General features: G+C 71.3%; 22 protein-coding genes. 11 read left to right on the forward strand and 11 right to left on the reverse strand.

The genetic code is table 11. The features are described 5' to 3' along the window. Position 1 precedes the first annotated feature (1 nt). Positions 2-1,348 carry an NAD(P)/FAD-dependent oxidoreductase gene (locus NBT67_RS10130; protein WP_251341603.1) on the reverse strand — a complete coding sequence of 449 codons (1,347 nt, stop codon included), beginning with the start codon at positions 1,346-1,348 and terminating at the stop codon, positions 2-4. Between the two features lie 114 nt (positions 1,349-1,462). On the opposite strand from NBT67_RS10130, the gene NBT67_RS10135 reads away from it, so the two are divergent. The 3 genes from NBT67_RS10135 to NBT67_RS10145 are packed head-to-tail and all read left to right on the forward strand — an operon-like array spanning position 1,463 to position 4,085. Further along, the gene (locus tag NBT67_RS10135) at positions 1,463-2,254 is read left to right on the forward strand and encodes an electron transfer flavoprotein subunit beta/FixA family protein (protein WP_251341604.1); all 792 of its coding nucleotides are present in this window, start codon (positions 1,463-1,465) and stop codon (positions 2,252-2,254) included. Beyond that, positions 2,251-3,204, forward strand: a complete 954-nt coding sequence (locus tag NBT67_RS10140; protein WP_251341605.1) for an electron transfer flavoprotein subunit alpha/FixB family protein — start codon at positions 2,251-2,253, stop codon at positions 3,202-3,204. The genes NBT67_RS10135 and NBT67_RS10140 overlap by 4 nt, the downstream gene beginning before the upstream one ends. A gap of 38 nt (positions 3,205-3,242) precedes the next feature. Continuing rightward, positions 3,243-4,085, forward strand: a complete 843-nt coding sequence (locus NBT67_RS10145; protein ID WP_251341606.1) for a polyprenyl synthetase family protein — start codon at positions 3,243-3,245, stop codon at positions 4,083-4,085. Here the strand turns inward: NBT67_RS10145 and NBT67_RS10150 are convergent. Then, positions 4,082-5,197 (reverse strand): DUF373 family protein, encoded by a 1,116-nt coding sequence (locus tag NBT67_RS10150; protein WP_251341607.1) that lies wholly within the window; start codon positions 5,195-5,197, stop codon positions 4,082-4,084. The two genes, NBT67_RS10145 and NBT67_RS10150, sit on opposite strands and share 4 nt — an antisense overlap. 85 nt (positions 5,198-5,282) lie before the next feature. Between NBT67_RS10150 and NBT67_RS10155 the strand changes: the two genes are divergently transcribed. Then, positions 5,283-5,483, forward strand: a complete 201-nt coding sequence (locus tag NBT67_RS10155) for an HVO_0649 family zinc finger protein (protein ID WP_251341608.1) — start codon at positions 5,283-5,285, stop codon at positions 5,481-5,483. On the opposite strand, the gene NBT67_RS10160 is transcribed toward NBT67_RS10155, so the two are convergent. The 6 genes from NBT67_RS10160 to NBT67_RS10185 all read right to left on the reverse strand — a co-directional run bounded on the left by NBT67_RS10160 (position 5,473) and on the right by NBT67_RS10185 (position 10,126). Then, entirely contained in the window at positions 5,473-7,383 is a 1,911-nt protein-coding gene (locus NBT67_RS10160) for a DUF2070 family protein (RefSeq protein WP_251341609.1), read from the reverse strand. The genes NBT67_RS10155 and NBT67_RS10160 overlap by 11 nt on opposite strands. A 97-nt stretch (positions 7,384-7,480) precedes the next feature. Next, positions 7,481-8,029, reverse strand: coding sequence for a GMP synthase subunit A (locus NBT67_RS10165; RefSeq protein WP_251341610.1), 549 nt, complete (start codon positions 8,027-8,029; stop codon positions 7,481-7,483). 88 nt (positions 8,030-8,117) lie between these two features. Then, positions 8,118-8,633 carry a DUF7097 family protein gene (locus NBT67_RS10170; RefSeq protein WP_251341611.1) on the reverse strand — a complete coding sequence of 172 codons (516 nt, stop codon included), beginning with the start codon at positions 8,631-8,633 and terminating at the stop codon, positions 8,118-8,120. A gap of 41 nt (positions 8,634-8,674) precedes the next feature. Then, complete coding sequence (locus NBT67_RS10175) at positions 8,675-8,848, reverse strand: DUF8143 family protein (RefSeq protein WP_251341612.1); 174 nt, start codon at positions 8,846-8,848, stop codon at positions 8,675-8,677. After that, the gene (locus NBT67_RS10180) at positions 8,849-9,058 is read right to left on the reverse strand and encodes a zinc ribbon domain-containing protein (protein WP_251341613.1); all 210 of its coding nucleotides are present in this window, start codon (positions 9,056-9,058) and stop codon (positions 8,849-8,851) included. 111 nt (positions 9,059-9,169) lie between these two features. After that, on the reverse strand, positions 9,170-10,126 hold the full coding sequence (locus NBT67_RS10185) for a hypothetical protein (protein ID WP_251341614.1): 957 nt from the start codon (positions 10,124-10,126) through the stop codon (positions 9,170-9,172). Positions 10,127-10,295: 169 nt separating this feature from the next. On the opposite strand from NBT67_RS10185, the gene NBT67_RS10190 reads away from it, so the two are divergent. Genes NBT67_RS10190 through NBT67_RS10200 form a run of 3 tightly spaced genes read left to right on the forward strand, consistent with a single transcriptional unit; the run spans position 10,296 to position 11,753 of the window. Further along, positions 10,296-11,039, forward strand: a complete 744-nt coding sequence (locus tag NBT67_RS10190; protein ID WP_251341615.1) for a hypothetical protein — start codon at positions 10,296-10,298, stop codon at positions 11,037-11,039. Beyond that, positions 11,039-11,389 (forward strand): DUF192 domain-containing protein, encoded by a 351-nt coding sequence (locus NBT67_RS10195; protein ID WP_251341616.1) that lies wholly within the window; start codon positions 11,039-11,041, stop codon positions 11,387-11,389. The genes NBT67_RS10190 and NBT67_RS10195 overlap by 1 nt, the downstream gene beginning before the upstream one ends. A 25-nt stretch (positions 11,390-11,414) precedes the next feature. After that, positions 11,415-11,753, forward strand: coding sequence for a cupin domain-containing protein (locus NBT67_RS10200; protein WP_251341617.1), 339 nt, complete (start codon positions 11,415-11,417; stop codon positions 11,751-11,753). 40 nt (positions 11,754-11,793) lie between these two features. On the opposite strand, the gene lysS is transcribed toward NBT67_RS10200, so the two are convergent. Both lysS and pyrH read right to left on the reverse strand, forming a co-directional pair. Continuing rightward, on the reverse strand, positions 11,794-13,395 hold the full coding sequence (gene lysS, locus NBT67_RS10205) for a lysine--tRNA ligase (protein ID WP_251341618.1): 1,602 nt from the start codon (positions 13,393-13,395) through the stop codon (positions 11,794-11,796). Continuing rightward, positions 13,392-14,108 carry a UMP kinase gene (gene pyrH, locus NBT67_RS10210; RefSeq protein ID WP_251341619.1) on the reverse strand — a complete coding sequence of 239 codons (717 nt, stop codon included), beginning with the start codon at positions 14,106-14,108 and terminating at the stop codon, positions 13,392-13,394. The genes lysS and pyrH overlap by 4 nt, the downstream gene beginning before the upstream one ends. Before the next feature lie 114 nt (positions 14,109-14,222). Here pyrH and NBT67_RS10215 point away from each other — a divergent pair, with 114 nt between their 5' ends. The 3 genes from NBT67_RS10215 (at position 14,223) to NBT67_RS10225 (ending at position 16,697) form a co-directional block, all read left to right on the forward strand. Next, entirely contained in the window at positions 14,223-15,005 is a 783-nt protein-coding gene (locus NBT67_RS10215) for a molybdopterin synthase (protein WP_251341620.1), read from the forward strand. Positions 15,006-15,219: 214 nt separating this feature from the next. After that, complete coding sequence (locus tag NBT67_RS10220) at positions 15,220-15,474, forward strand: DUF7123 family protein (protein ID WP_157689642.1); 255 nt, start codon at positions 15,220-15,222, stop codon at positions 15,472-15,474. Positions 15,475-15,569: 95 nt separating this feature from the next. Next, complete coding sequence (locus tag NBT67_RS10225) at positions 15,570-16,697, forward strand: site-2 protease family protein (RefSeq protein WP_251341621.1); 1,128 nt, start codon at positions 15,570-15,572, stop codon at positions 16,695-16,697. Here the strand turns inward: NBT67_RS10225 and thiL are convergent. After that, positions 16,694-17,563 carry a thiamine-phosphate kinase gene (gene thiL / locus NBT67_RS10230; protein WP_251341622.1) on the reverse strand — a complete coding sequence of 290 codons (870 nt, stop codon included), beginning with the start codon at positions 17,561-17,563 and terminating at the stop codon, positions 16,694-16,696. The two genes, NBT67_RS10225 and thiL, sit on opposite strands and share 4 nt — an antisense overlap. Before the next feature lie 86 nt (positions 17,564-17,649). Between thiL and NBT67_RS10235 the strand changes: the two genes are divergently transcribed. Beyond that, positions 17,650-18,678, forward strand: a complete 1,029-nt coding sequence (locus NBT67_RS10235; RefSeq protein WP_251341623.1) for a lysylphosphatidylglycerol synthase transmembrane domain-containing protein — start codon at positions 17,650-17,652, stop codon at positions 18,676-18,678. The last annotated feature ends 13 nt before the right edge of the window (positions 18,679-18,691 follow it).

Raw genomic sequence — 18,691 nt, forward strand, 5'->3', positions numbered from 1 at the left:
GCTACGGGCGCCCGGCCGGTGCGAGCACGCGCCACGCGAGCCGCGGGTGAACCAGCGTCGTCGGCGGACGCTCCATCGAGAGGACGCGAAACAGCGCCTCCCGCAGGACGCCGTCGGCGTGGGCGCGGCGGGTCAAACGCGACAGGTACCGGTTCACGAGGGCGGCCCCGCGGGGTCGCGGGCCGGTCGTCTCCGGGAACCGGCAGTCGGCGCCGACCGCGAGCAGCCACGCCGTGTCGACGACGCCGCCGACCCGGCGGGCGACCGCCGGCGCGAGGGGTCGGTCCGTCGTCGCGAGCGCGTCGTGGAGGTGACGCGCCTCGAGTGCGGCCACGGACATCCCCTGTGCGTAGAGCGGGTTGAAACTCGCGACGGCGTCGCCGACGACGAGCAGGCCAGCCGGCAACCGATCGAGGCACTCGTAGCGGTGCCGGCGGTTCGTCGGGAAGGGGTAGTGGGCGACGTCCTCGTCGACCCACTCCCGCGTCTCCAGCACCCGGCGGACGTGCGGGATCGGCAGGCCCGCGGCGAACGCCACGACGCCCGCCGGGTCGGTCGGCGGGCGGTCGCCGTGGACGCCGCCGACGGTCACGATCCAGCGATTCCCCTCCACGGGCAGGACGCTGGCCGCGCGCGGACACGAGGGGTCCGGCGTCACGACGAACGCGCGGCGGTCGGCCGACGGCCGGCGCACGAGCGCCGTGCTGTAGGCCAGGTCGATCCGAACCTCGTCGACGGCGGGGGGCGCGTAGCCGCTGTCGGCCAACCACGCCGGCGTCCGACTCGCCCGCCCGCTGGCGTCGACGGTCAGGTCGGCGTCGAGGCGCTCCGTCCCCGTTTCGGTCCGGAGGACGACGCCGGTTACCGCCCGTCCGTCCGTGCGGTAGTCGGTCACGTGACAGCCGGACCGGATCCGGACGCCGTCCAGCGCGACGACCCGTCGGCGGAGCAGCCACTCGTAGAGCGGCCGCGTCGCGGCGTACTGGGGGCGGCATCGCGGGCCGTCGGCGAGGAAGCCGCCCTCGGCGTAGAAACGGACGTCGCGCGCGCCGTCGAGTTCCAGGCCGCCGGCGTCGAGCAGGTCCCGACAGTAGCCCGGAAACAACGCCTCTAGCGTGGCTCGTCCGGCCTCCAGCATGACGTGGATGTGGCGGGCCTGGGGCACGCCACGGCGGGCGACCGGCCCCGCCGGCGGCGGGTCGCGTTCGAGGACGGTGACGGCGTCGAACGCGTCGGCGAGGACGCGCGCGGCGAGGAGCCCGGCCACGCCCGCACCCACCACCACCGCGTGGTCGCCACGCGCCGTCACCCGGTCCGCGTCGTACCCCGGGGCGGTCGCGAGCGTCATAGTGACCCCGTGGTCTTCGCGGGACTGTGTGTTAAGTGTTGTCATGTCACGTGACACCGATGGACACGGCAGGTTCCAACAGAGCCTTTACGCCCGCCCGGGAAGGTCCCCCGCATGAAGGTTCTCGTGACCGTCAAGGAGGTCGCCGAAGTCGCCGACGACTTCGAGATCGAGGGGCTGTCCGTCCCGGAGACGTTCCTCGAGTACGACCTCAACGAGTGGGACGACTACGCCGTCGAGGCGGCCGTCCGGATCGCGGAGGAGCGCGAGGAGGACGTGGAGGTCGTCGCCGTCACGGTCGGCCCGGAGCGGAGCGAGGAGACGATCCGCATGGCCCTCGCCAAGGGCGTCGACCGCGCGGTGCGGGTCTGGGACGACGCGCTGGCGGCGGCGGAACTGGTCGATCCGACGGCGACCGCCCGCGTCATCGCGGCCGTCGCGGAGGCCGAGGACCCCGACCTCGTCCTCTCGGGGGTGCAGGCGGCGGACGACGGGTTCGGCGCCACCGGCGTCGCCCTCGCCGAACACCTCGATTACGGGTGGGCCGCGGTCGTGAACGACCTCGAACTCGACGGCGACGAGGCCGCCGTCCGCCGGGAACTCGAGGGCGGCGTCGAGGAACTCACGACCGTCCCCCTCCCCGCCGTCCTCACGATCCAGACGGGGATCAACGAGCCGCGGTACGCGAGTCTGCGGGGGATCCGCCAGGCACAGCGCAAGGAACTCGACGTCCGGACCCTCGGCGACCTGGGGCTCGATCCGGCGGTGCTGGACGGCGACCTGACGCTCGCGGGGATGAAGAAACCCGAGAGCGAGTCCGACGCCACGCTGTTCGAGGGGAGCCCCGAGGAGACGGCCGCGGATCTGGAGACCGTCCTGCGGGACGCGGGGGTGGGCGCCGAATGAGCGACGGCGACGTCCTCGCGGTCGCGGAACACCGCCGCGGCGACCTCCGGCCGGTGAGCTTCGAACTGATCGCGGCCGGGCGCGACCTGGCGGAGGACCTCGGCGGCGACCTGCACGTCGCGGTGATCGGCGGCGACGTGGACGGCCTCGCCGAGCGCCTGAACCGCGCGGGCGTCGAGGCGATACACACCGTGCCCGAGGGCGAGGAGTTCAACCACGACGTGTACGCGGCGGCGACGACGGCGCTGTTCGAGTCGCTGGAGCCGAGCGTCCTCCTCCTGCCCAACAGCGTCAACGGCCTCGACTACGCGCCGGCGGTCGCGACGCGGCTCTCGACCCCGCTGGTCAGCGACGCGGTCGGGCTGACGGTCGAGGACGACCTCGTCGTCACCCGCGAGATGTACGGCTCGAAGGTGGAGACGACCGTCGAGGTGGCGGCCGACCCCGTCGCCCTGACGATCCGGGGCGGCGAGTGGCCGGCGGCCGAGGAGCCCGGCGACGCCGAGATCACCCCCTTCGAGGTCGACGTCGGCGACCTCCGCTCGACGGTACGGGGGTTCGAGGAGGTCGGCGCCGGCGACGTGGACATCAGCGAGGCGGAGTTCATCGTCTCGGTCGGCCGCGGCATCGAGGAGGAGGAGAACCTGGAACTCGTCGAGGAGCTAGCCGACGCCCTCGACGCGACGCTCGCGGCCTCGCGGCCCATCGTCGACAACGGCTGGCTGCCGAAAAACCGGCAGGTCGGACAGTCGGGCAAGGTGGTGACGCCGAAGGTGTACCTCGCGCTGGGTATCTCCGGGGCGGTCCAGCACGTCGCGGGCATGAAGGGCGCGGACACGATCATCGCGGTCAACACGGACCCCGACGCCCCCATCTTCGACATCGCCGACTACGGCGTCGTCGACGACCTGTTCGAGGTCGTCCCGGAACTGATCGAGCGCTTCGAATAGCGTCACGTACTTGCCGCGCCCGCCCCTTCGCCCGGGCAATGGAGTACCTGGATCGCCGCGTCGGGCTGGTGAACGACCGCCTGGAGTCGCTCGTCGAGGCGGTCGAGCCGCCGGAACTCGCGGCGCAACTCGATCACGTCGCCCTGGCCGGCGGGAAGCGGGTCCGGCCGGCGGTGACGGTGCTGACCTGCGAGGCCGTCGGCGGGTCCCCGGCCGACGCCGTCGACTTCGCGGTGGGGGTCGAACTCGTCCACAACGCGTCGCTGGTGATCGACGACATCATCGACCGCTCGGCGGTGCGCCGGGGCACCCCGAGCGCGTGGGAGGCGTTCGGCTACGGGCCGGCCATCGTCGCCAGCGACGGCCTGCTGGGCGAGGCCTTCGCGCTCTTCTCGGAGAACGAGCGGGCGATGCGGATCGTCGCCGAGGCGATGGTCGAACTCGGCGAGGGGGAGGCGACGGAACTGGTCGCCCGCCCGACGGACGAGGCGGAGTACATGGAACTCGCGCGCCGGAAGACGGGCGTCCTCTTTCGCGCGGCGGCGGAACTGGGCGCGGTGGCCGGCGGCGCCGACGCCTTCACCGTCGAGTCACTCGGGGATTACGCCGAACGGGTCGGCGTCGCCTTCCAGATCCGGGACGACGTGCTCGACGCCACCGCCGACGCGGACGACCTCGGGAAGCCGACGGGACAGGACGCGGAGATGGACCGGCCGTCGCTGGTGCAAGTGACTGACCTCTCCCCGGAGGCGGCCAACGAGCGGGCGCGTCGGGAGTCGGATCGGGCGCTCTCGGCGCTCTCGGCGGCCGACACCCAGGACGTCGACGCCGTCGACTACCTGCAGGACCTCGCGGAGTTCGTCGTCGTCCGGGAGCGTTAGGCCGGATCGACGCCCGTCGGGAACCGCGACTCCGCGATGGCGAAGGTGAGGGTGCTGAGGACGCCGAGCAGCGTCCCGACCGTGAGCGCCACCGCGAGGTCGGTCAGCGTGAGCGTGGTCACGCCCGCGACCGGCGGGAGCAGGAACCCCGAGACGGCGTAGAGGACGACGGCGATGGCGGCGACGTAGAACGGGGCGTTGAGGTAGCGCCACTTGAACCGATCGGCGAGGTACTCGTCGGTCACCTGGCCGAGACTGCTGGTGATCCCCGCCGCGGCGAACCACCGGATCGCGCCGTTGACGAGGGCCGCGAGCACCGTCACCGCCGTCGGGTCGCCCGCGATGCCGGCCTCGACGGTCCGCAGCGTCGAGACGCCCTCGGCCCCGCCGACGATCAACAGCGCCGCCGCGACGACGTACGTGATGATCGTCACCCGGCCGGCGTAGAGGACGTTCCGCACCCGGTCGGCGGCCTCGTCGACCGTCGATTCGAGGCCGAGCCCGCGGAACAGCGTGTAGAGGCCGAGCAGCGCGGAGATGAGGCCGAGGACGGCCGCGCCGGGCACGTCGAAGAAGGTGGCGATGGTGACGAAGGGGTAGATCAACAGGAGGATGCCGAGCGGCACCAGCAGCGTCCCGCGGGTTTCGGGATCCGCGAGCACCTGCTTCATCGTGTAGTACATCGACTCCAGGTTCTGGGCCTGTCGGACGACCACCCGGCGGACGCTGTCGATGGGGACCCGCGAGCGGATGACGGGGAGCACCGACTCGTCCTGTGCCCCGTCGGTGATGACGATGGCCCGGACGGACTCGCCGGTCGCGAGTTCGGCCAGCACCCGGTCGACCTCCTCCCCGACGGCGCGGGTAGCCCGGACCTCGCTGCCCTGGACGCCCGTGACCGCGGCCACCTCCACCTCCTCGCTCTCCTCCGCGCGGAGGTCGTCGAGGACGTGCAACCCCTGGAACATGACGTTCACGTCGGAGTCCTCGGGGTCGGTGGTGGCGAGGGCGACGGCGGCGTCCCTGACGGCGTCCCGACCGACGACCGGCGTCTCGATGCCGGTCTTGCGGCCGAGGTCGTCGTCGAGGTCCACACAGAGCACCAGGAGCACGCCAGTCCGTAGGCCACCCGGATATTTCTGTTTTCGGGGGGCACCACGGAAAGAGTTAACACGTCACAAAGATAATTGGTAACGCATGTCAACCACGAACCGATCCGGCTCGACGCCGTTCGGTCGGCTCCGCGCCCACTACGAGGAGTCGCGGGCGGCGTGTCCGGCCTGCGGTCACGAGGACACCGAGGGGGAGTGGCGCGTGACCGCGGCGGGGCGGCGCGTCGAGTACCGCCACCGCTGTCCGAGCTGTGACGCGGTGGACACGCTCGAATTCAGCCTGTGAGGAAGAAGATCAGGACGCTGACCGCCATCGCGACGAGGATGATGACCGCCGCGAGCGCCCCGCCCATCGAGACGAGCGCGTTCGCGTGACTGGCGAGCGTCTCCGTGCGGTCGTTGCCGAAGACCGTCACCTCGGCGCGTTCCGTCGCCAGAGCCGCCGACACCGGTTCCAGATCCGCGACGGCCTCGTCGACCAGGCGCTCGATCAGCGCGACGAACTCGCCGTGGTCGATGGCGGCGCCGACCTGGTTGTCCGCCTCGACGCTGTTGACGATGTGGGTGTCCGTCGTCATCACCTCGGCGGCGTCGATGGACCCGCCGGTGGTCACCGCGTCGACGACGCGACCCCGGAGGCCGGGCACCATGTTGTTGCCGTCGACGAGGACGTACGCCGTGTGCTGGCCCGCCACCTCGACGACGGCGACGCGGACGCCGAGGGGGCCGATGCCGTCGAGCGCGTCCCAGTCCGTCCGGTCCCAGGCGACGCCGAGGTCGACACGACCGCGCGGCGCCTCGCTCAACCGCTGGCCCGCCCGCTTCGCCGCCGAGATCATGTCGAACGCGCGCTCGCTGCCCGGCGTGACGTGGCCCAGGTCCTCGCCCTGGAGGCCGTTGTTGGAGTTGTGGGCGTCGACGAGGAGCACGTCGTCGAGGCCGACGGTGCGGGCCTCCGCCGCGGCCGAGAGGCCGACGCCGTACTCCACGTCGTCGGCGAAGCCCGGAGCGTAGGTGGCGACCAGGAGGGCGTCGTCGCCGAAGGCCTGGCCGAGCATCGACGCCTCCCCCGACTCCGTGCGGACGCTCCGGGTCGCCTCCGGGTCGTACGTGAGTCGCTCCCCCGCGGCGTCGATGGCGTCGAGGATGGCGTCGACTTCGCGTTCGGTCACGAGGTTGAAGTCGTGACCGGCGGTGGCGTGGGGCGGGAAGACGAGCCCCTCGGTGTGTTCGGCGACGCGGACGGGGAAGTTCCCGCCCCCGATCTCCCCCATCGGTCCCGGGTGGATCATCGGGAGGACGAACCGCGCCTTCTCGGCCCCGTCGTCGTCGCGGAAGGACAGCACCGTCACGGGGACGACGGCCTCCTCCCCGAGTTTCTCGAAGAAGTCCTCGAGTTCCCGGGAGCCCTCGGCGACGTGGCCGACGAAGCCCCTGATGAAATCGAGGACGGACACGCCGAGGCTGCGCTGCCACGGCCGGTCGATCACCCGGATGAACGTGTAGACGGCGCCGGCGTAGATCACGCAGGTGACCCCGAGCAGCAGGAAGTGGTTGGCGTCGATGACCCACAGTTCCGGCGGCGCCTCCGAGGCCCGCGAGAGGTACGGCATCAGGTAGGCGTCGACCAGCGGGCCGCCGAGTTCCAGATACCGGACGGTGCCGCTGTAGACGAACAGGAAGAGCGCGGAGACGACCGTCTGGAGGCTCGCGGGCACCGCGGCGATCAGGAGCGAGGACTGGGAGACGGCCATGACCACCAGCAGTCGGAAGGCGAAGATGGAGGCCAGCGCGATGATCAACGCGTCGTAGACGAAGGTCTGCCCCAGCGGCGTCACCAGCGAGACGATGCCCGCCGCGGTGACGATGGCGACGAGGATGAGTTCACAGAGCAACGCCAGCAGCGAGGAGCGATTCGGCGTGAGTTTGCCGCCGACGAACCGGTCGACGCCGGTCGTCCCGAGCGACGCGATGATCGTCGGCAGACCGATGAAGAAGATGCCCTGCCAGGCGTCACGACCCAGGATGAGCAGGTTTCGCCACGTCGGCGACGTGCCGCCGGAGTCGAAGGCGGCGACCCCCGCCATCGCGGCGATGACGAGCGCGAACCCGAGGCTGGCGTACCAGCTCGGGGCGGTGAAGATGTACCGCGACAGCCCCGCGAGGTCGGACTGGGTGGCCGTCATTTGTGGGCTCGACGAGACGGGGCGTCGTAAATCCCTCCCTTCGCCGGACCGAACCGTGGGGCGGCGGGCCGGGGGAGCGTCACGGACGCCGCCGCTCTCACCGACAGCGGGCGATGAAGTTCTCGAACACTTCCTCGCCCTCCGCGGTGTGGGCGACTTCGGGGTGCCACTGGACGCCGTAGAGTTCCCGCGCCGGATCGCTCATCGCCTCGATGTCACAGACGTCGCTCTCCGCAGTGTGCGTGAAGCCGGCGGGGAGGGCCGTCACCTCGTCGGCGTGGCTCGCCCACACGCGCGTCTCGGGGGCGAGCGACCCGACGAGTGGGTCGTCGTCGTCGACGATGCGGACGTCGACGTCGGCGTAGCCGCCGTAGTCGCCGGGGCCGACCGCGCCGTCGAGTTCCGCGGCGATGATCTGCATGCCGAGACAGATGCCGAGGACCGGCACGTCCAGTTCCAGGTACTCCGCACAGCGTCCGATGCGATCCATGTCGGGGCCGCCCGAGAGGACGAGGCCGTCCGCGTCGAGGTCGGCCGGGGGCGTGGTGTTGTCGACGATTTCGGTGTCCACGCCCGCGTCGCGGAGCGCCCGCCGCTCCAGGTGCGTGAACTGGCCGTGGTTGTCGACGACGACGATCCGGGTCATTACCGCCGCCTAGTGGGGTAGCGCGTAAAAGCGGTCCGGAACCGGTCGGCCGGACGTCGCGACGGCCGCCGAGGAGGCCGACGGCCGATCACTCCCGATCCGCCCGCTCCGCGGCCGTCGAGAACCCGAACTCCCGTCGCTCCTCGCTCCGGCGCGCCTCGCGGGCGGCGAGGGCCTCGGCGTCCGGGCCGGCGTCGTCGTCGACGCGCGCCCACCCCGCGTGGACCTTGGCGTGACACCAGCGACACAGCGCGACCGTGATCTCGTGGGTGGGGTCGTCGCTCCCGCCGTACGACAGGTGGTGTTCCTCCAGCAGCGGCCGGCTGTCGTCGTGGGCGATCCGCACGTCCTCCAGCCCGCACCGCCGGCACTCCCGGCCGTCGGTCGTCGAGCGGTAGTGGGGGCAGTCCCGCCACGTGGCGTCCTCGTCGGCGGCGACGCAGGCGTAGCCGGCCTCGCGGCGGGCGGCGGCGAACGCGGGGTCGTCGCCGGCGCGTTCCAGCGCGTACCGGCAGCGCCCGTCCGAGGTCAGGTGGTCACACCGCCCGGCGTGGGCGTACGGGTCGTCCACCCCGACCGGGGTGCCCGTCGGCGTCCGCTCCATGGGGTAGCCGAGCGGGGGAACGGGCAAGAATCCCCCGGCGATCAGCGGCGGTCACGCTCGTCGTCCGGCAGGTCCCGGCGCGCGGTCCGCTCGGCCGCCTCGCGGTCCATCACCTCGCGGTCCGCGCGTTCGGCCCGGACCAGCCAGTACAGCACCAGCGGCGCCCCCACTCCGAAGAGCAGGACGGAGACGAGGACGGCGGCACCCTCGGCCATTCACCCGAGGAACACGTCGACGATGTCGCTGCCCCGCGACCCGGCGTCGCGGTAGAGTTCCGAGTAGCCACAGTCGACACACGACACCACCCGGAAGGAGTTGGTCTGGATGTCGAACATCTTGCTGAGGCCGCCCCCGGTGGTGGAGATCGTCCCCACGTCGGTCTCGGTGGAGCCACACTTCGGGCAGCCGCGGTCGTCGGCGTCCATACCCGGTCGTTCTCGGCGTCGGGGCAAAACCCTCCCGGAGGGTCAAATCCTCGCTTGTGAGAGAACCCCACACGGCCGTGGACGCGGGCGGACCCGACCCGTGAGCGGCCGTCAGGAGTACTGATCGTGGATGTTCTCCGCCTCCGAGGCGCGACTCGACGCCAGGTCGAGCAGGTCGTCGACGACGTCGGCGAAGGCGTCGGCCCGCGCCGGGAGGTCGTTGCTCCGTTCGTCCAGCCGGTCCTCCGCGTCGCTCAGGACCTCGTAGGCCCGGTCGGCCGTGTCGGCGGCCTCGTCGGTCCGGTCGTCGTCGATGTCGTCGCGCGCGTCGGCGATCAGCGTGAGGCCGTTCCGGATGTCCGCCGCGTCGTCGCCGAGGGCGTCGAGGGTCTCCGTCTCGTCGAGCAACTGGGTCACCTTCGACTCGTACTCGTCCTCGCTGACGGCGTCGGTCACCGACGCGGCCGAGGCGTCCATCTCCTCCTGGAGGGTGTTCGTCGGGTCCGACAGCTCCTCGGACGCCGTCTCGACGCGTTCGATGTCGTCCTCGGCGTCCTGCAGGTCGTTGTCGTCCATGTGGGAGTACGCCTCGCGCAGGGCGTCGTGGCCGTCGACGAGCCAGGACTGGGCGTCGGTCGCCAGCGTGAGGAACCGCTGCATCGTATCGAGGGCGTCGACCGTCTCCCGTTGCTCGTCGGTCGTCGCCTCGACTTCCGCCTCGGCGAGCGCTCGCTGCACGCGATCCAGCCGCAGGAGGACGTCCCGCGCCCGGAACTCCTCCGTCTCGGCGGTCACCGACAGGAGGTCGTCGGTGACGCCGCCGGTGTAGACGTAGACGGCCTCGGTGAATCGGTCCTGGGCGGCGTCGATCTGCTGGGCTGCCTCCGGCGACGCCTCGGGTTCGGGGGTTGCCGTCGCCGTCGGCGTCGCGGTCGGTTCGGGCGTCTCGGTGGCGGTCGGTTCGGGCGTCCCGGTGGGGGTTGCCGTGGCGTCCGATCCGCTCGGCTCTCCGCCGAAGCAACCGGCCACGAGGGGGGTCAGGGCGACGAGGAAGGCGCGTCGATCCATGGGCGACCAACGGGTTTCAGATCAGTAAAACGTATCGATGCTGTCAGACGCACGTGAGACACGAACGAACCGATTTCGAAGGGCCGAGACGCTCTGTGAGACGTGCGTCAGACACATATCAGATTTAGATAAAAACATATAGGTCGTCGTCGCCGCACAGAAACGGACGATGACCCTCCAAGATTCGTCCGCGGGTCGCGGGGTCGACGGTGTGGGCATCAGGGCCGTCGGACTCGTCGTCGCCCTGCTCGTCGTCGACGCCGCGTGGAACCTCTCGCTCAACACGCTGCTCGACCGGTCCGGGATGGCGGAGACGATCGGCGTCACGTTCGACGTGGTGCTCCCGCTCACGGTCCTCGGCGCGGTCGGCGGCCTCGCCGTCTCCACCGTCGCCGGCGTCGCCGTCCTCGCGGCGCTGGTGCGGGTGTTCGCGCCCGACACCGACGCGCTCGGGGGCGGGCAGTCGCCCGCCGAGACGCTGCTGACCTACGCGCGGGCCGTCGTCGTCGCGCTCGTCGGCCTCGTCGCCGCCGGCGTCGGCCTCGCCGCCCTCGTCGTCCCCGGCCTCGTCGTCCTCGTCCACCTGCCGCTGGTGTTCGTCGCCGTCGCCGGCGACGGCGAACCCATCGGGCGGGCGGTCGAACGGACCTGGACGCGGGCCCGCGGCAACCGCGCCCGCGTCGCCGCCGTCGGCCTCGCCGTCGTCGCCGTCCCCCTCGCGGTCACCGTGGTCGCCACCCTCACGGCCCTGCTCCCTCCCCTCGTCGAACTCGCCGTCGGCGTCGTCGTCACCGGCGTCGCCGCCGCGGCGGGCGTCGCCGCCTTCACCGCCATCGCCGACTCCATCGACGGGCAGTCCGCCGGGTCGTCCCGGACCGACCGGGTGAACCCGACCGCCTCGGGTCGGCTGTAGTGGCCCGGGTGATCCACCGCGACGGCCGCGTTCTCGCCACGGACGTGACCGTCGCCGACTCCGTTCTCGCGAAGGCCCGCGGCCTCATGTTCCGCCGCTCGTTCCCCGACGGCTCGGCCCTCGTCTTCCCCTTCGGCGGCGTCGCGACCCGGACGCTCCACATGGTCGCCGTCCCGTTCGACATCGACGCCCTCTGGCTCCGGGACGGGCGGGTCGAGCGGGTCTCCCGCCTGTCCGCGTGGACGGGGCTCGGGCGTGCGCCCGCCGACACGGTGATCGAACTCCCCGCGGGCGCCGCCGACGGCGTCGAGGCTGGCGACGCGGTGCGGGTCGAGGGTGCGGAGCTTTAAGCCCGCCGGGAACCCGGGGTGGTGTATGGAGATCCGATCCAGCGACGACGCCGAGACGACCGAAGCGGTCCCCGACGTCCACCTCTCGCAGTTGGCCGCGGGGGAGAAGATCAGCGTCCAGGGGTACACCATCGACCCCGGGGCGACGGTGCCGGAACACAGCCACCCCCACGAGCAAGCCGGCTTCGCCACCCGCGGCGAGGCCGTCTTCGTGGTCGACGGCGAGGAGCGCGTCGTCGGCGCCGGCGACTCCTACGTCATCCCCGGGGACGAACCCCACGCCGTCGAGAACCGCGGCGACGAACCGTTCGAGGGCGTCGACCTCTTCAGCCCGCCCCGGACCGACCCCGACTGGCAGGACTGACCGGCGGACCGGGCCGTCGAATCCGCGTTGCACACATCCGCTACCCCTCCCGTCGGAGCCGTTTCACCACGAACGACTCGTCGAGTTCGCCGAGGAACTCCCCGAGTCGCGGCCCCTCGGTGTCGTCGAAGAAGAGCCGGTAGCCCGCCGCGAAGAAGTCGCCCACCTCGACGCCGTGGTCCCGGGCCGTCTCGTACATCTCGCCCTGGATCGCCTCGCCGTCGTGGCCCTCGGCCACGAAGTCCGCGAGGTCCTCCAGCGCGGCGACCACGTCCGGGTCGAAGTCCGTCTCGGGCAGGTCGGCCTGCAGGCGGTAGTTGTACGCGTTGTCCATCCGCTCGGCCCACGTCCGCGCCCGCTCGACGCGTTCGAGCGCCTCCTCGATCGCCCACGCGGGGGTGTCGTCGTCGAAAAAGCCCTGGTTGCGCGCCATCCGGATCCGGAGGTCCCGGTCGTCGGTCATGCCGAGGACCGCGGCGAAGGTGTAGGGCAGGCGCACCCGCTCCTCGCGAACCTCGTCGACGAGGAAGGGGTAGGCGCGCTCGGCGAGGGGTCGCAGGTCCTCGTCGTCCGCCTCGCCGAAGTAGACCCGCTCGAAGCGGTCGAACTCGTCGACCAGCAGGTCGATGCGCTCCCGGTCGAAGTCCTTGGCTCGCTTCGGGTTGCGCACGAAGAAGTAGCGCAACACCTCGGGTTCGAGGAGGGCGAGCACCTCGTCGACGGTGACCACGTTGCCCGACGAGGAGGAGAGGGGTTCGCCGTCCAGCGTGAACCACTCGTAGGTCATCGGCACCGGCGGGTCGACGTCGAGGACGCGGCGGGCGATCTCCTCGCCGCTCGGCCACGACCCCTCGGCGTGGTCCTTCCCGAACGGTTCGAAGTCGACGCCGAGGACCTTCCACTGGGCGGGCCACTCGAAGCGCCACGGGAGTTTGCCCTCCCGCAGCGTCGCGGTCCCCTCGTGCCCACAGCCGTCGATGTGGTCGCCGCCGGCGTCGAGGCCGGAACAGGCGTAGGCGACCTCGCCGGCGTCGAGGTCGACGTCCCTGACGTCCTGTGTCAGCTTCCCGCACGCCGAACACTGCGGCATGAAGGGGACGTAGTCCTCGTCGACGCCGTCCTGGTACTCGGCGAGGACCTCGCGGGCGAGGTCACGCTTCGCCAGCACCTCGCGGGTGACCGCCTCGAACTCGCCGGACTCGTAGAGGGCGGTGTTCGACACCATCTCGACGGGGACGCCGACGGCCTCGGCGCTCCGGGCCAAGAGGTCGGTGAAGTGGGCGCCGTAGGAGTCGCTCTCGCCGAAGGGGTCGGGGATGTCCGTGTAGGGCTTGCCGAGGTTGCGTCCCAGGGCGCCGGCGTCCACCTCGCCGAGGCCGACGAGGGTCCAGTCCGAATCGGCGAGTCGGCGCGGCACCGCCCGCAGGGCGTCGCGGTCGTCGCTGGTGAACACCTGTCGGACCTCGTGGCCGCGCTCCCGGAGGACCGCGGCGACGAAGTAGCCGCGCATGATCTCGTTGAAGTGGCCGAGGTGGGGGACCCCGGAGGGGGAGACGCCGCCCTTGATCACGATGGGGTCCTCCGGGTCGCGGGCCTCGATTTCGTCGGCGACGTCGTCGGCCCAGAAGGCGTTGTGGCTCATCGGCTCCAGCCGTCCGGATCCTCGTCACAGCCCTCGGGCACCACGTCGGTGCCGGTGTGTTCGCCCCGGAGGACCGCCGCCTCGATCCGTTCCGGGTCGGTGCCGTCGAGGACTATCGTGCGCATCTTCGAGCGCTCGATGAGCTTCGCCGCCAGCAGGTCGACGGGTGCCGACGCGCCGGCCCCGCGGCTCATTGGTGCGATCAGGTCGACGAGTTGCGAGCCCGTGAGCCGGTCGTACTGCTCCGCGTCGGCGTCGGTGGCGGGGTCGGCGCTGAACACGCCGTCGACGCTCGTGGCGTAGACCAGCAGGTCGGCGTCGACGTACTCCGCGAGCGCCGCCGCCACGGCGTCGGTGGTCTGGCCGGGCATGACCCCGCCCATGACCGGCACGTCGCCCCGGCGCAACGCCTCGCCGGCTTCCTCGTAATCGTGGGCCGGAGAGGGTGCCGAGAGGTCGTCGAGCGCCCCGATCAGCAGGCGGGCGTTGAGCCGCGTCACGTCGATGCCGAACTGATCCAGCTGTACCTCGTTGGCGCCGAGCTGACGCGCCGTCCCGATGTACTCGCGGGCGACGCCGCCGCCCCCGACGACCGCGCCGACCTCGCAGCCCTCGTCGACGAGGCCCTCGACCGCCGCCGCGTGGCCCGCGACGCGGTCGGCGTCGAGGTCCGGCGCGAGGACGCTCCCGCCGATGGAGATCACGACTCGCATTACGCGTCCGGTAGCCACGAGGCCGGCTTAAGGGTTGTCAAGCGTCCACCGTGCGTGAGTCGTCCGCGTGGGCCGTCGAGTCACAGTTAAGGGTCCGCGCCCGCTTCTCGACGTATGAAGACGCTCAACCTCGTCGGTCCGGACGCCGTCGACCTGGCCGACCGTCTCGTCCCGCGACTCGACGGCCGGGTCGCGACCGTGGAGACCCTCCCCGAAACCGCCGCCCGCGACACCGACGCCGGCGCGGCCTACGGCCTCTCGGCCGACGGCTCGTGGATCGGTGCCGGCGACGGCGAGACGCTCGACGACCTGCTTGACTCGCTGACGCCCGACTACGAGTACGCCCTCACCGTCGGCTTCGCGGACGCACGCCTCCCGACGGTCGCCATCGGCGACGCCGAGGCCGCGGGCGAGATCGTCGCGACCGTCCCCGAGGCGGCCGAGGCCGACCTCGATCCGATCCTCGACGTCGTCGACGACCTCGACCCCCGCGTCACGCTCGAATCGCTCGTCCAGCGGGCCAAGGCGTCGCCCATGGCGGAGCGGTCCGGCGCCATCGCCACCTTCACCGGCCGCGTCCGGGTGAAGGACGGCGAGGACGACGCTCCGACCACGCACCTGGAGTTCGAGAAGTACGAGGGCGTCGCCGCCGACCGCATGCGGACCATCCGGAGCGAACTCGAGGCGCGCGACGGCGTCTTCGAGGTGCTGATGCACCACAGGACCGGCGTCATCGGCGAGGGCGAGGACATCGTCTTCGTCGTCGTCCTCGCGGGCCACCGCGAGGAGGCCTTCGACACCGTCGAGGACGGCATCAACCGCCTCAAGGACGAGGTGCCCATCTTCAAGAAGGAGTCCACGGCCGACGAGGAGTTCTGGATCCACGAGAAGGCCTGAGACGCCGGATCGGCGCCCGACCCCGCGCAGATATATTCTACAAAATTTCTCAGAAACAAACGCTTTGAGCGGCCTGTAAAACGTTTCGAGGGCTCGTAAAAGGTTCTGAATGTTTCGCGAAATCGGGAAAATCGGTAAAACTGCCCGAACTGCTCCGAACGTTCCTGCCTTTATAACATCCTCCGGGGTATACGGAGAGTCGAGGCGAAACCCAATGAGCGCAACCGCAGACCCCTCCACCGACTCCGACGACAGTGCGTCCAAAGAGGAGCGGCTCAAGCAGTACCTCCTCTCGAAGGCCCAGGACGGTGAACACTACTTCAAGAGCAAGTTCATCGCGGACGAGGTCGACCTCTCGCCCAAGGAGATCGGCGCCCTGATGGTCAAGCTCCGGGACTCGGCCTCGGACCTCACCGTCGAGAAGTGGTCGTACACGAGCGCGACCACGTGGCGAATCGAGGCCGCCTGATTCCCCCGTCCCCGCTGCGCCACGCCGCCCCGTTCCCCCGCGCCCCGCCCCCGCTGTCACGGGTTTTATACCGCTGAGCGACCTACCCGATACCGATGGACGGAGCCGACGGACCGCCGTCAGAGGCCCTCGAAACGGTGTTTTACGTCCGTGAAACCGACCGCGAGGGCGACCGCCTTCGCTACTACGGCGAGCCGCTGGTGCCGAAGCGGTCCCTGGTCGACGAACTCCGGGAGCCCTTCCGGCGCGCCGGCTACCGACTGGATCTGGAGGCCGGGCGCGAGCCGTGGGAGACGGTGGTCGTCGCCACCCCCGCGGACGGCCGCATCGACGGGGTTCCGTGGACGAACCTCGCGCTCTTCGTCGCGACGGTGCTCTCGACGCTGTTCGTCGGCGCCGTGGCCTGGTACTACATTCCACCGGCCGAACTCGCGGCCAACCCCCTGCTCGTCCTGCGGGCGTGGCCCTTCACCGCCGCCGTACTCGGCGTGTTGACGACCCACGAACTCGGCCACTACCTCGTCGGCCGGTATCACGGCGTCGACGTGTCCCTCCCCTACCTCATCCCCTTCGTCGTCCCGTTCGGGACGCTCGGAGCCATCATCCGGATGCGGGGGCGGATGCCCGACCGGAAGACGCTGTTCGACATCGGCGTCGCCGGCCCGCTCGCCGGCCTCGCCGCCACCGTCGTCGTGACGGCCATCGGGCTCTCGCTCGACCCGATGACCATTCCCCCGAACGTCGTCGACGCGTCCGGCCGGATCATCGTCTTCAACAACCCGCCCTTGCTCGACCTGATCGCCCGGGCGCTCGGCCAGCCCACTAGCTACGCCGACCCGACCAAGACGGTCCATCCGGTCATCATCGGGGGCTGGGTGGGGATGTTCTTCACCGTCCTCAACCTGCTTCCGGTCGGCCAACTCGACGGCGGTCACATGGTGCGAGCGATGCTCGGGCGCCGGCAGGAGACGGTCGCCTCCCTCGTGCCGCTCGCCCTCTTCTCGCTCGCGGGGTATCTCTACTACGTCCGGAACCTCGGGTTCAACGAGTCGGTCGGGCTGTGGGCCGTCTGGGGCCTGTTCGCGACGATCATCGCCTACAACGGCCCGGCGAACCCCGCCGACGAGACGCCGCTCGGCTGGAAACGGCAGGTCCTCGGAGTCCTCACCTTCGCCCTCGGCGCGCTCTGTTTCCTGCTGGTGCCCATCCAGCTGCTCGGCTAGTGGTCGTATCCCCGGTCCGGTAGCGGCTCGCCGTCGGCGACGACCCCCGACTCGGTCACCCGACCGAGTCGGGTCACCGGCACCGGAAGCGACGGCCGAATCGCCTCCAGATCGGCCGACTGCGCCGTGAACACGAGTTCGAAATCCTCGCCGAAGAAGGCCGAAAGCTCCCGCCGCTCGGCCTCGTCGGCGGCCACGGCGTCGACGCCCGGGTCGACCGGGAACCGGTCCCACGACACCTCGAACCCGCAGTCGCTCGCCGCCGCGAGCTGGTGGAGCGAGCGAGCGAGGCCGTCCGAGGAGTCCATCATCGCCGTGGCGACGGGGGCCAACGCCCGCCCGGCCCCCACCCGCGGCTCGAACCGGAAGAGGTCGTTCCCCCGCTCCCGGTTGCCGGCCTCGAACTCGCGGATGGCGGCGCCGGTCCGACCGAGCGTCCCGGTCACGTAGACGGCGTCGCCGGGGGCGGCGCCGTGGCGGTAGACGGGCTCCTCGGCCCGGCCGACGACGGCGCCGGCGACGGTGAACTCGTCGTGATCGTCGAGGTCACCGCCGACGTACCGGGCGTCGACCGCCTCGCAGACGTCGGTCGCGCCCGCGACGAACGCCTCGATCTCGTCGGGGTCGAACGCCGGCGCCCCGTAGGCGGCGACGGCCGCCGTCGCCGCCCCGCCCATCGCCGCCACGTCCGACAGCGACGCGCCGACGGTCCGCCAGCCCGCCGTGTACCGACTCACCCCCGACGGGAAGTCCGTGCGCTCGTGGAGCATGTCCGTCGTCAGAACCAGCCCGTCGATCACCGCCGCGTCGTCGCCCGCCCCGTCGACGAGTTCGGCGAGGGATGCCAGCGCGCTCCGTTCGTCCATGGCCGGGGTTCGCGGCCGCGAAACAAAAACCCCCGACGCGGTCCCGATTCGGAGGGTTAATGCGTGGGCTCCCCCTCGGCCGAGACATGGCTGGCGGACGACTCCGGGCGACCGTCCTCGGGTTCGCCGGTGCGCTCGTCGTCTTCGCCGTCCTCTTCTCGCTCGCCGGCGTCGACGACCTCCTCGCCCAGCTGGCGAACGCCGACCTGCGGCTCGTCGGCCTGGTCTTTCTCGTGACGCTCGGCTGGCTGGCGGCCTGGGGGTTCGCCCTCCGGACCGTGCTCGACGTCCTCGGGGTGTCGCTGTCGGTCCCCGAGGCGCTGTTCGTCTTCACCGGCGCGATGTTCGCCAACAACGTCACCCCCTTCGGCCAGGCGGGCGGCGAGCCGATCACCGCCCTGCTCATCTCGCGGGTGGCCGACACCGAGTACGAGACCGGACTGGCCGCCATCGCGAGCGTCGACACGCTCAACTTCGTCCCCTCGATCACCATCGCGCTCATCGGCGTCGGCTACTTCGTCACCGAGACGGCCTTCGGCACGAGTCGACGGCTCGAACTCGCCCTCGTCGCGGTGATCGGGCTCGCCGTCGGCGTGCCCGCGCTCGTCTACCTCGGCTGGCAGCGCCGCTACCGGCTGGAGCGGCGGGTGGTCGGCCTCGTGACGCCGGCCGTCCGCCGGGTGGCGCGTCACGTTCCCCGGATGCCGGTGCCGACCGTCGGCGGGATCGAGGGCCGGATCAACGGCTTCTTTCGCGCCATCGAGCGCGTGGCGGCGAACCCCCGAGGGCTCGCCGTCGCGCTCGCGCTCTCCTCGGTCGGCTGGTTCTTCCAGATGCTCGGTCTGTGGCTCGCCTTCAGGGCCATCGGCACCCCCATTCCCCTCTCCGTCGCGCTCTTCGTCGTCCCCATCGGCGCCATCGCGGGCGTGACGCCACTCCCCGGCGGCGCCGGCGGCATCGAGAGCGTCCTCGTCGTCCTGCTGGTGGCGGCGCCGCTCCCGACGGTCACCGAACCGATCGCGCTCGCCGCCGTCGTCGTCTTCCGGGGGATGGTCTACTGGACGCCGACGGTGCTCGGCGGCCTCGCCACCGGCGTCGTCGGCGTCCGGTCGTAGCCGGCGCGCGGCT

Origin of the sequence: Haloplanus sp. GDY1, assembly GCF_023703775.1 — an archaeon.
Classification (GTDB): domain Archaea; phylum Halobacteriota; class Halobacteria; order Halobacteriales; family Haloferacaceae; genus Haloplanus; species Haloplanus halophilus.

What these genes read in the sequence shown, in the direction of transcription:
- NBT67_RS10130 (WP_251341603.1), bottom strand. Translation starts at nt 1,348, where the DNA reads ATGACGCTCGCGACCGCCCCGGGGTACGACGCGGACCGGGTGACGGCG.
- NBT67_RS10135 (WP_251341604.1), top strand. Translation starts at nt 1,463, where the DNA reads ATGAAGGTTCTCGTGACCGTCAAGGAGGTCGCCGAAGTCGCCGACGAC.
- NBT67_RS10140 (WP_251341605.1), top strand. Translation starts at nt 2,251, where the DNA reads ATGAGCGACGGCGACGTCCTCGCGGTCGCGGAACACCGCCGCGGCGAC.
- NBT67_RS10145 (WP_251341606.1), top strand. Translation starts at nt 3,243, where the DNA reads ATGGAGTACCTGGATCGCCGCGTCGGGCTGGTGAACGACCGCCTGGAG.
- NBT67_RS10155 (WP_251341608.1), top strand. Translation starts at nt 5,283, where the DNA reads ATGTCAACCACGAACCGATCCGGCTCGACGCCGTTCGGTCGGCTCCGC.
- NBT67_RS10160 (WP_251341609.1), bottom strand. Translation starts at nt 7,383, where the DNA reads ATGACGGCCACCCAGTCCGACCTCGCGGGGCTGTCGCGGTACATCTTC.
- NBT67_RS10165 (WP_251341610.1), bottom strand. Translation starts at nt 8,029, where the DNA reads ATGACCCGGATCGTCGTCGTCGACAACCACGGCCAGTTCACGCACCTG.
- NBT67_RS10170 (WP_251341611.1), bottom strand. Translation starts at nt 8,633, where the DNA reads ATGGAGCGGACGCCGACGGGCACCCCGGTCGGGGTGGACGACCCGTAC.
- NBT67_RS10175 (WP_251341612.1), bottom strand. Translation starts at nt 8,848, where the DNA reads ATGGCCGAGGGTGCCGCCGTCCTCGTCTCCGTCCTGCTCTTCGGAGTG.
- NBT67_RS10180 (WP_251341613.1), bottom strand. Translation starts at nt 9,058, where the DNA reads ATGGACGCCGACGACCGCGGCTGCCCGAAGTGTGGCTCCACCGAGACC.
- NBT67_RS10185 (WP_251341614.1), bottom strand. Translation starts at nt 10,126, where the DNA reads ATGGATCGACGCGCCTTCCTCGTCGCCCTGACCCCCCTCGTGGCCGGT.
- NBT67_RS10190 (WP_251341615.1), top strand. Translation starts at nt 10,296, where the DNA reads ATGACCCTCCAAGATTCGTCCGCGGGTCGCGGGGTCGACGGTGTGGGC.
- NBT67_RS10200 (WP_251341617.1), top strand. Translation starts at nt 11,415, where the DNA reads ATGGAGATCCGATCCAGCGACGACGCCGAGACGACCGAAGCGGTCCCC.
- lysS (WP_251341618.1), bottom strand. Translation starts at nt 13,395, where the DNA reads ATGAGCCACAACGCCTTCTGGGCCGACGACGTCGCCGACGAAATCGAG.
- pyrH (WP_251341619.1), bottom strand. Translation starts at nt 14,108, where the DNA reads ATGCGAGTCGTGATCTCCATCGGCGGGAGCGTCCTCGCGCCGGACCTC.
- NBT67_RS10215 (WP_251341620.1), top strand. Translation starts at nt 14,223, where the DNA reads ATGAAGACGCTCAACCTCGTCGGTCCGGACGCCGTCGACCTGGCCGAC.
- NBT67_RS10220 (WP_157689642.1), top strand. Translation starts at nt 15,220, where the DNA reads ATGAGCGCAACCGCAGACCCCTCCACCGACTCCGACGACAGTGCGTCC.
- NBT67_RS10225 (WP_251341621.1), top strand. Translation starts at nt 15,570, where the DNA reads ATGGACGGAGCCGACGGACCGCCGTCAGAGGCCCTCGAAACGGTGTTT.
- thiL (WP_251341622.1), bottom strand. Translation starts at nt 17,563, where the DNA reads ATGGACGAACGGAGCGCGCTGGCATCCCTCGCCGAACTCGTCGACGGG.
- NBT67_RS10235 (WP_251341623.1), top strand. Translation starts at nt 17,650, where the DNA reads ATGGCTGGCGGACGACTCCGGGCGACCGTCCTCGGGTTCGCCGGTGCG.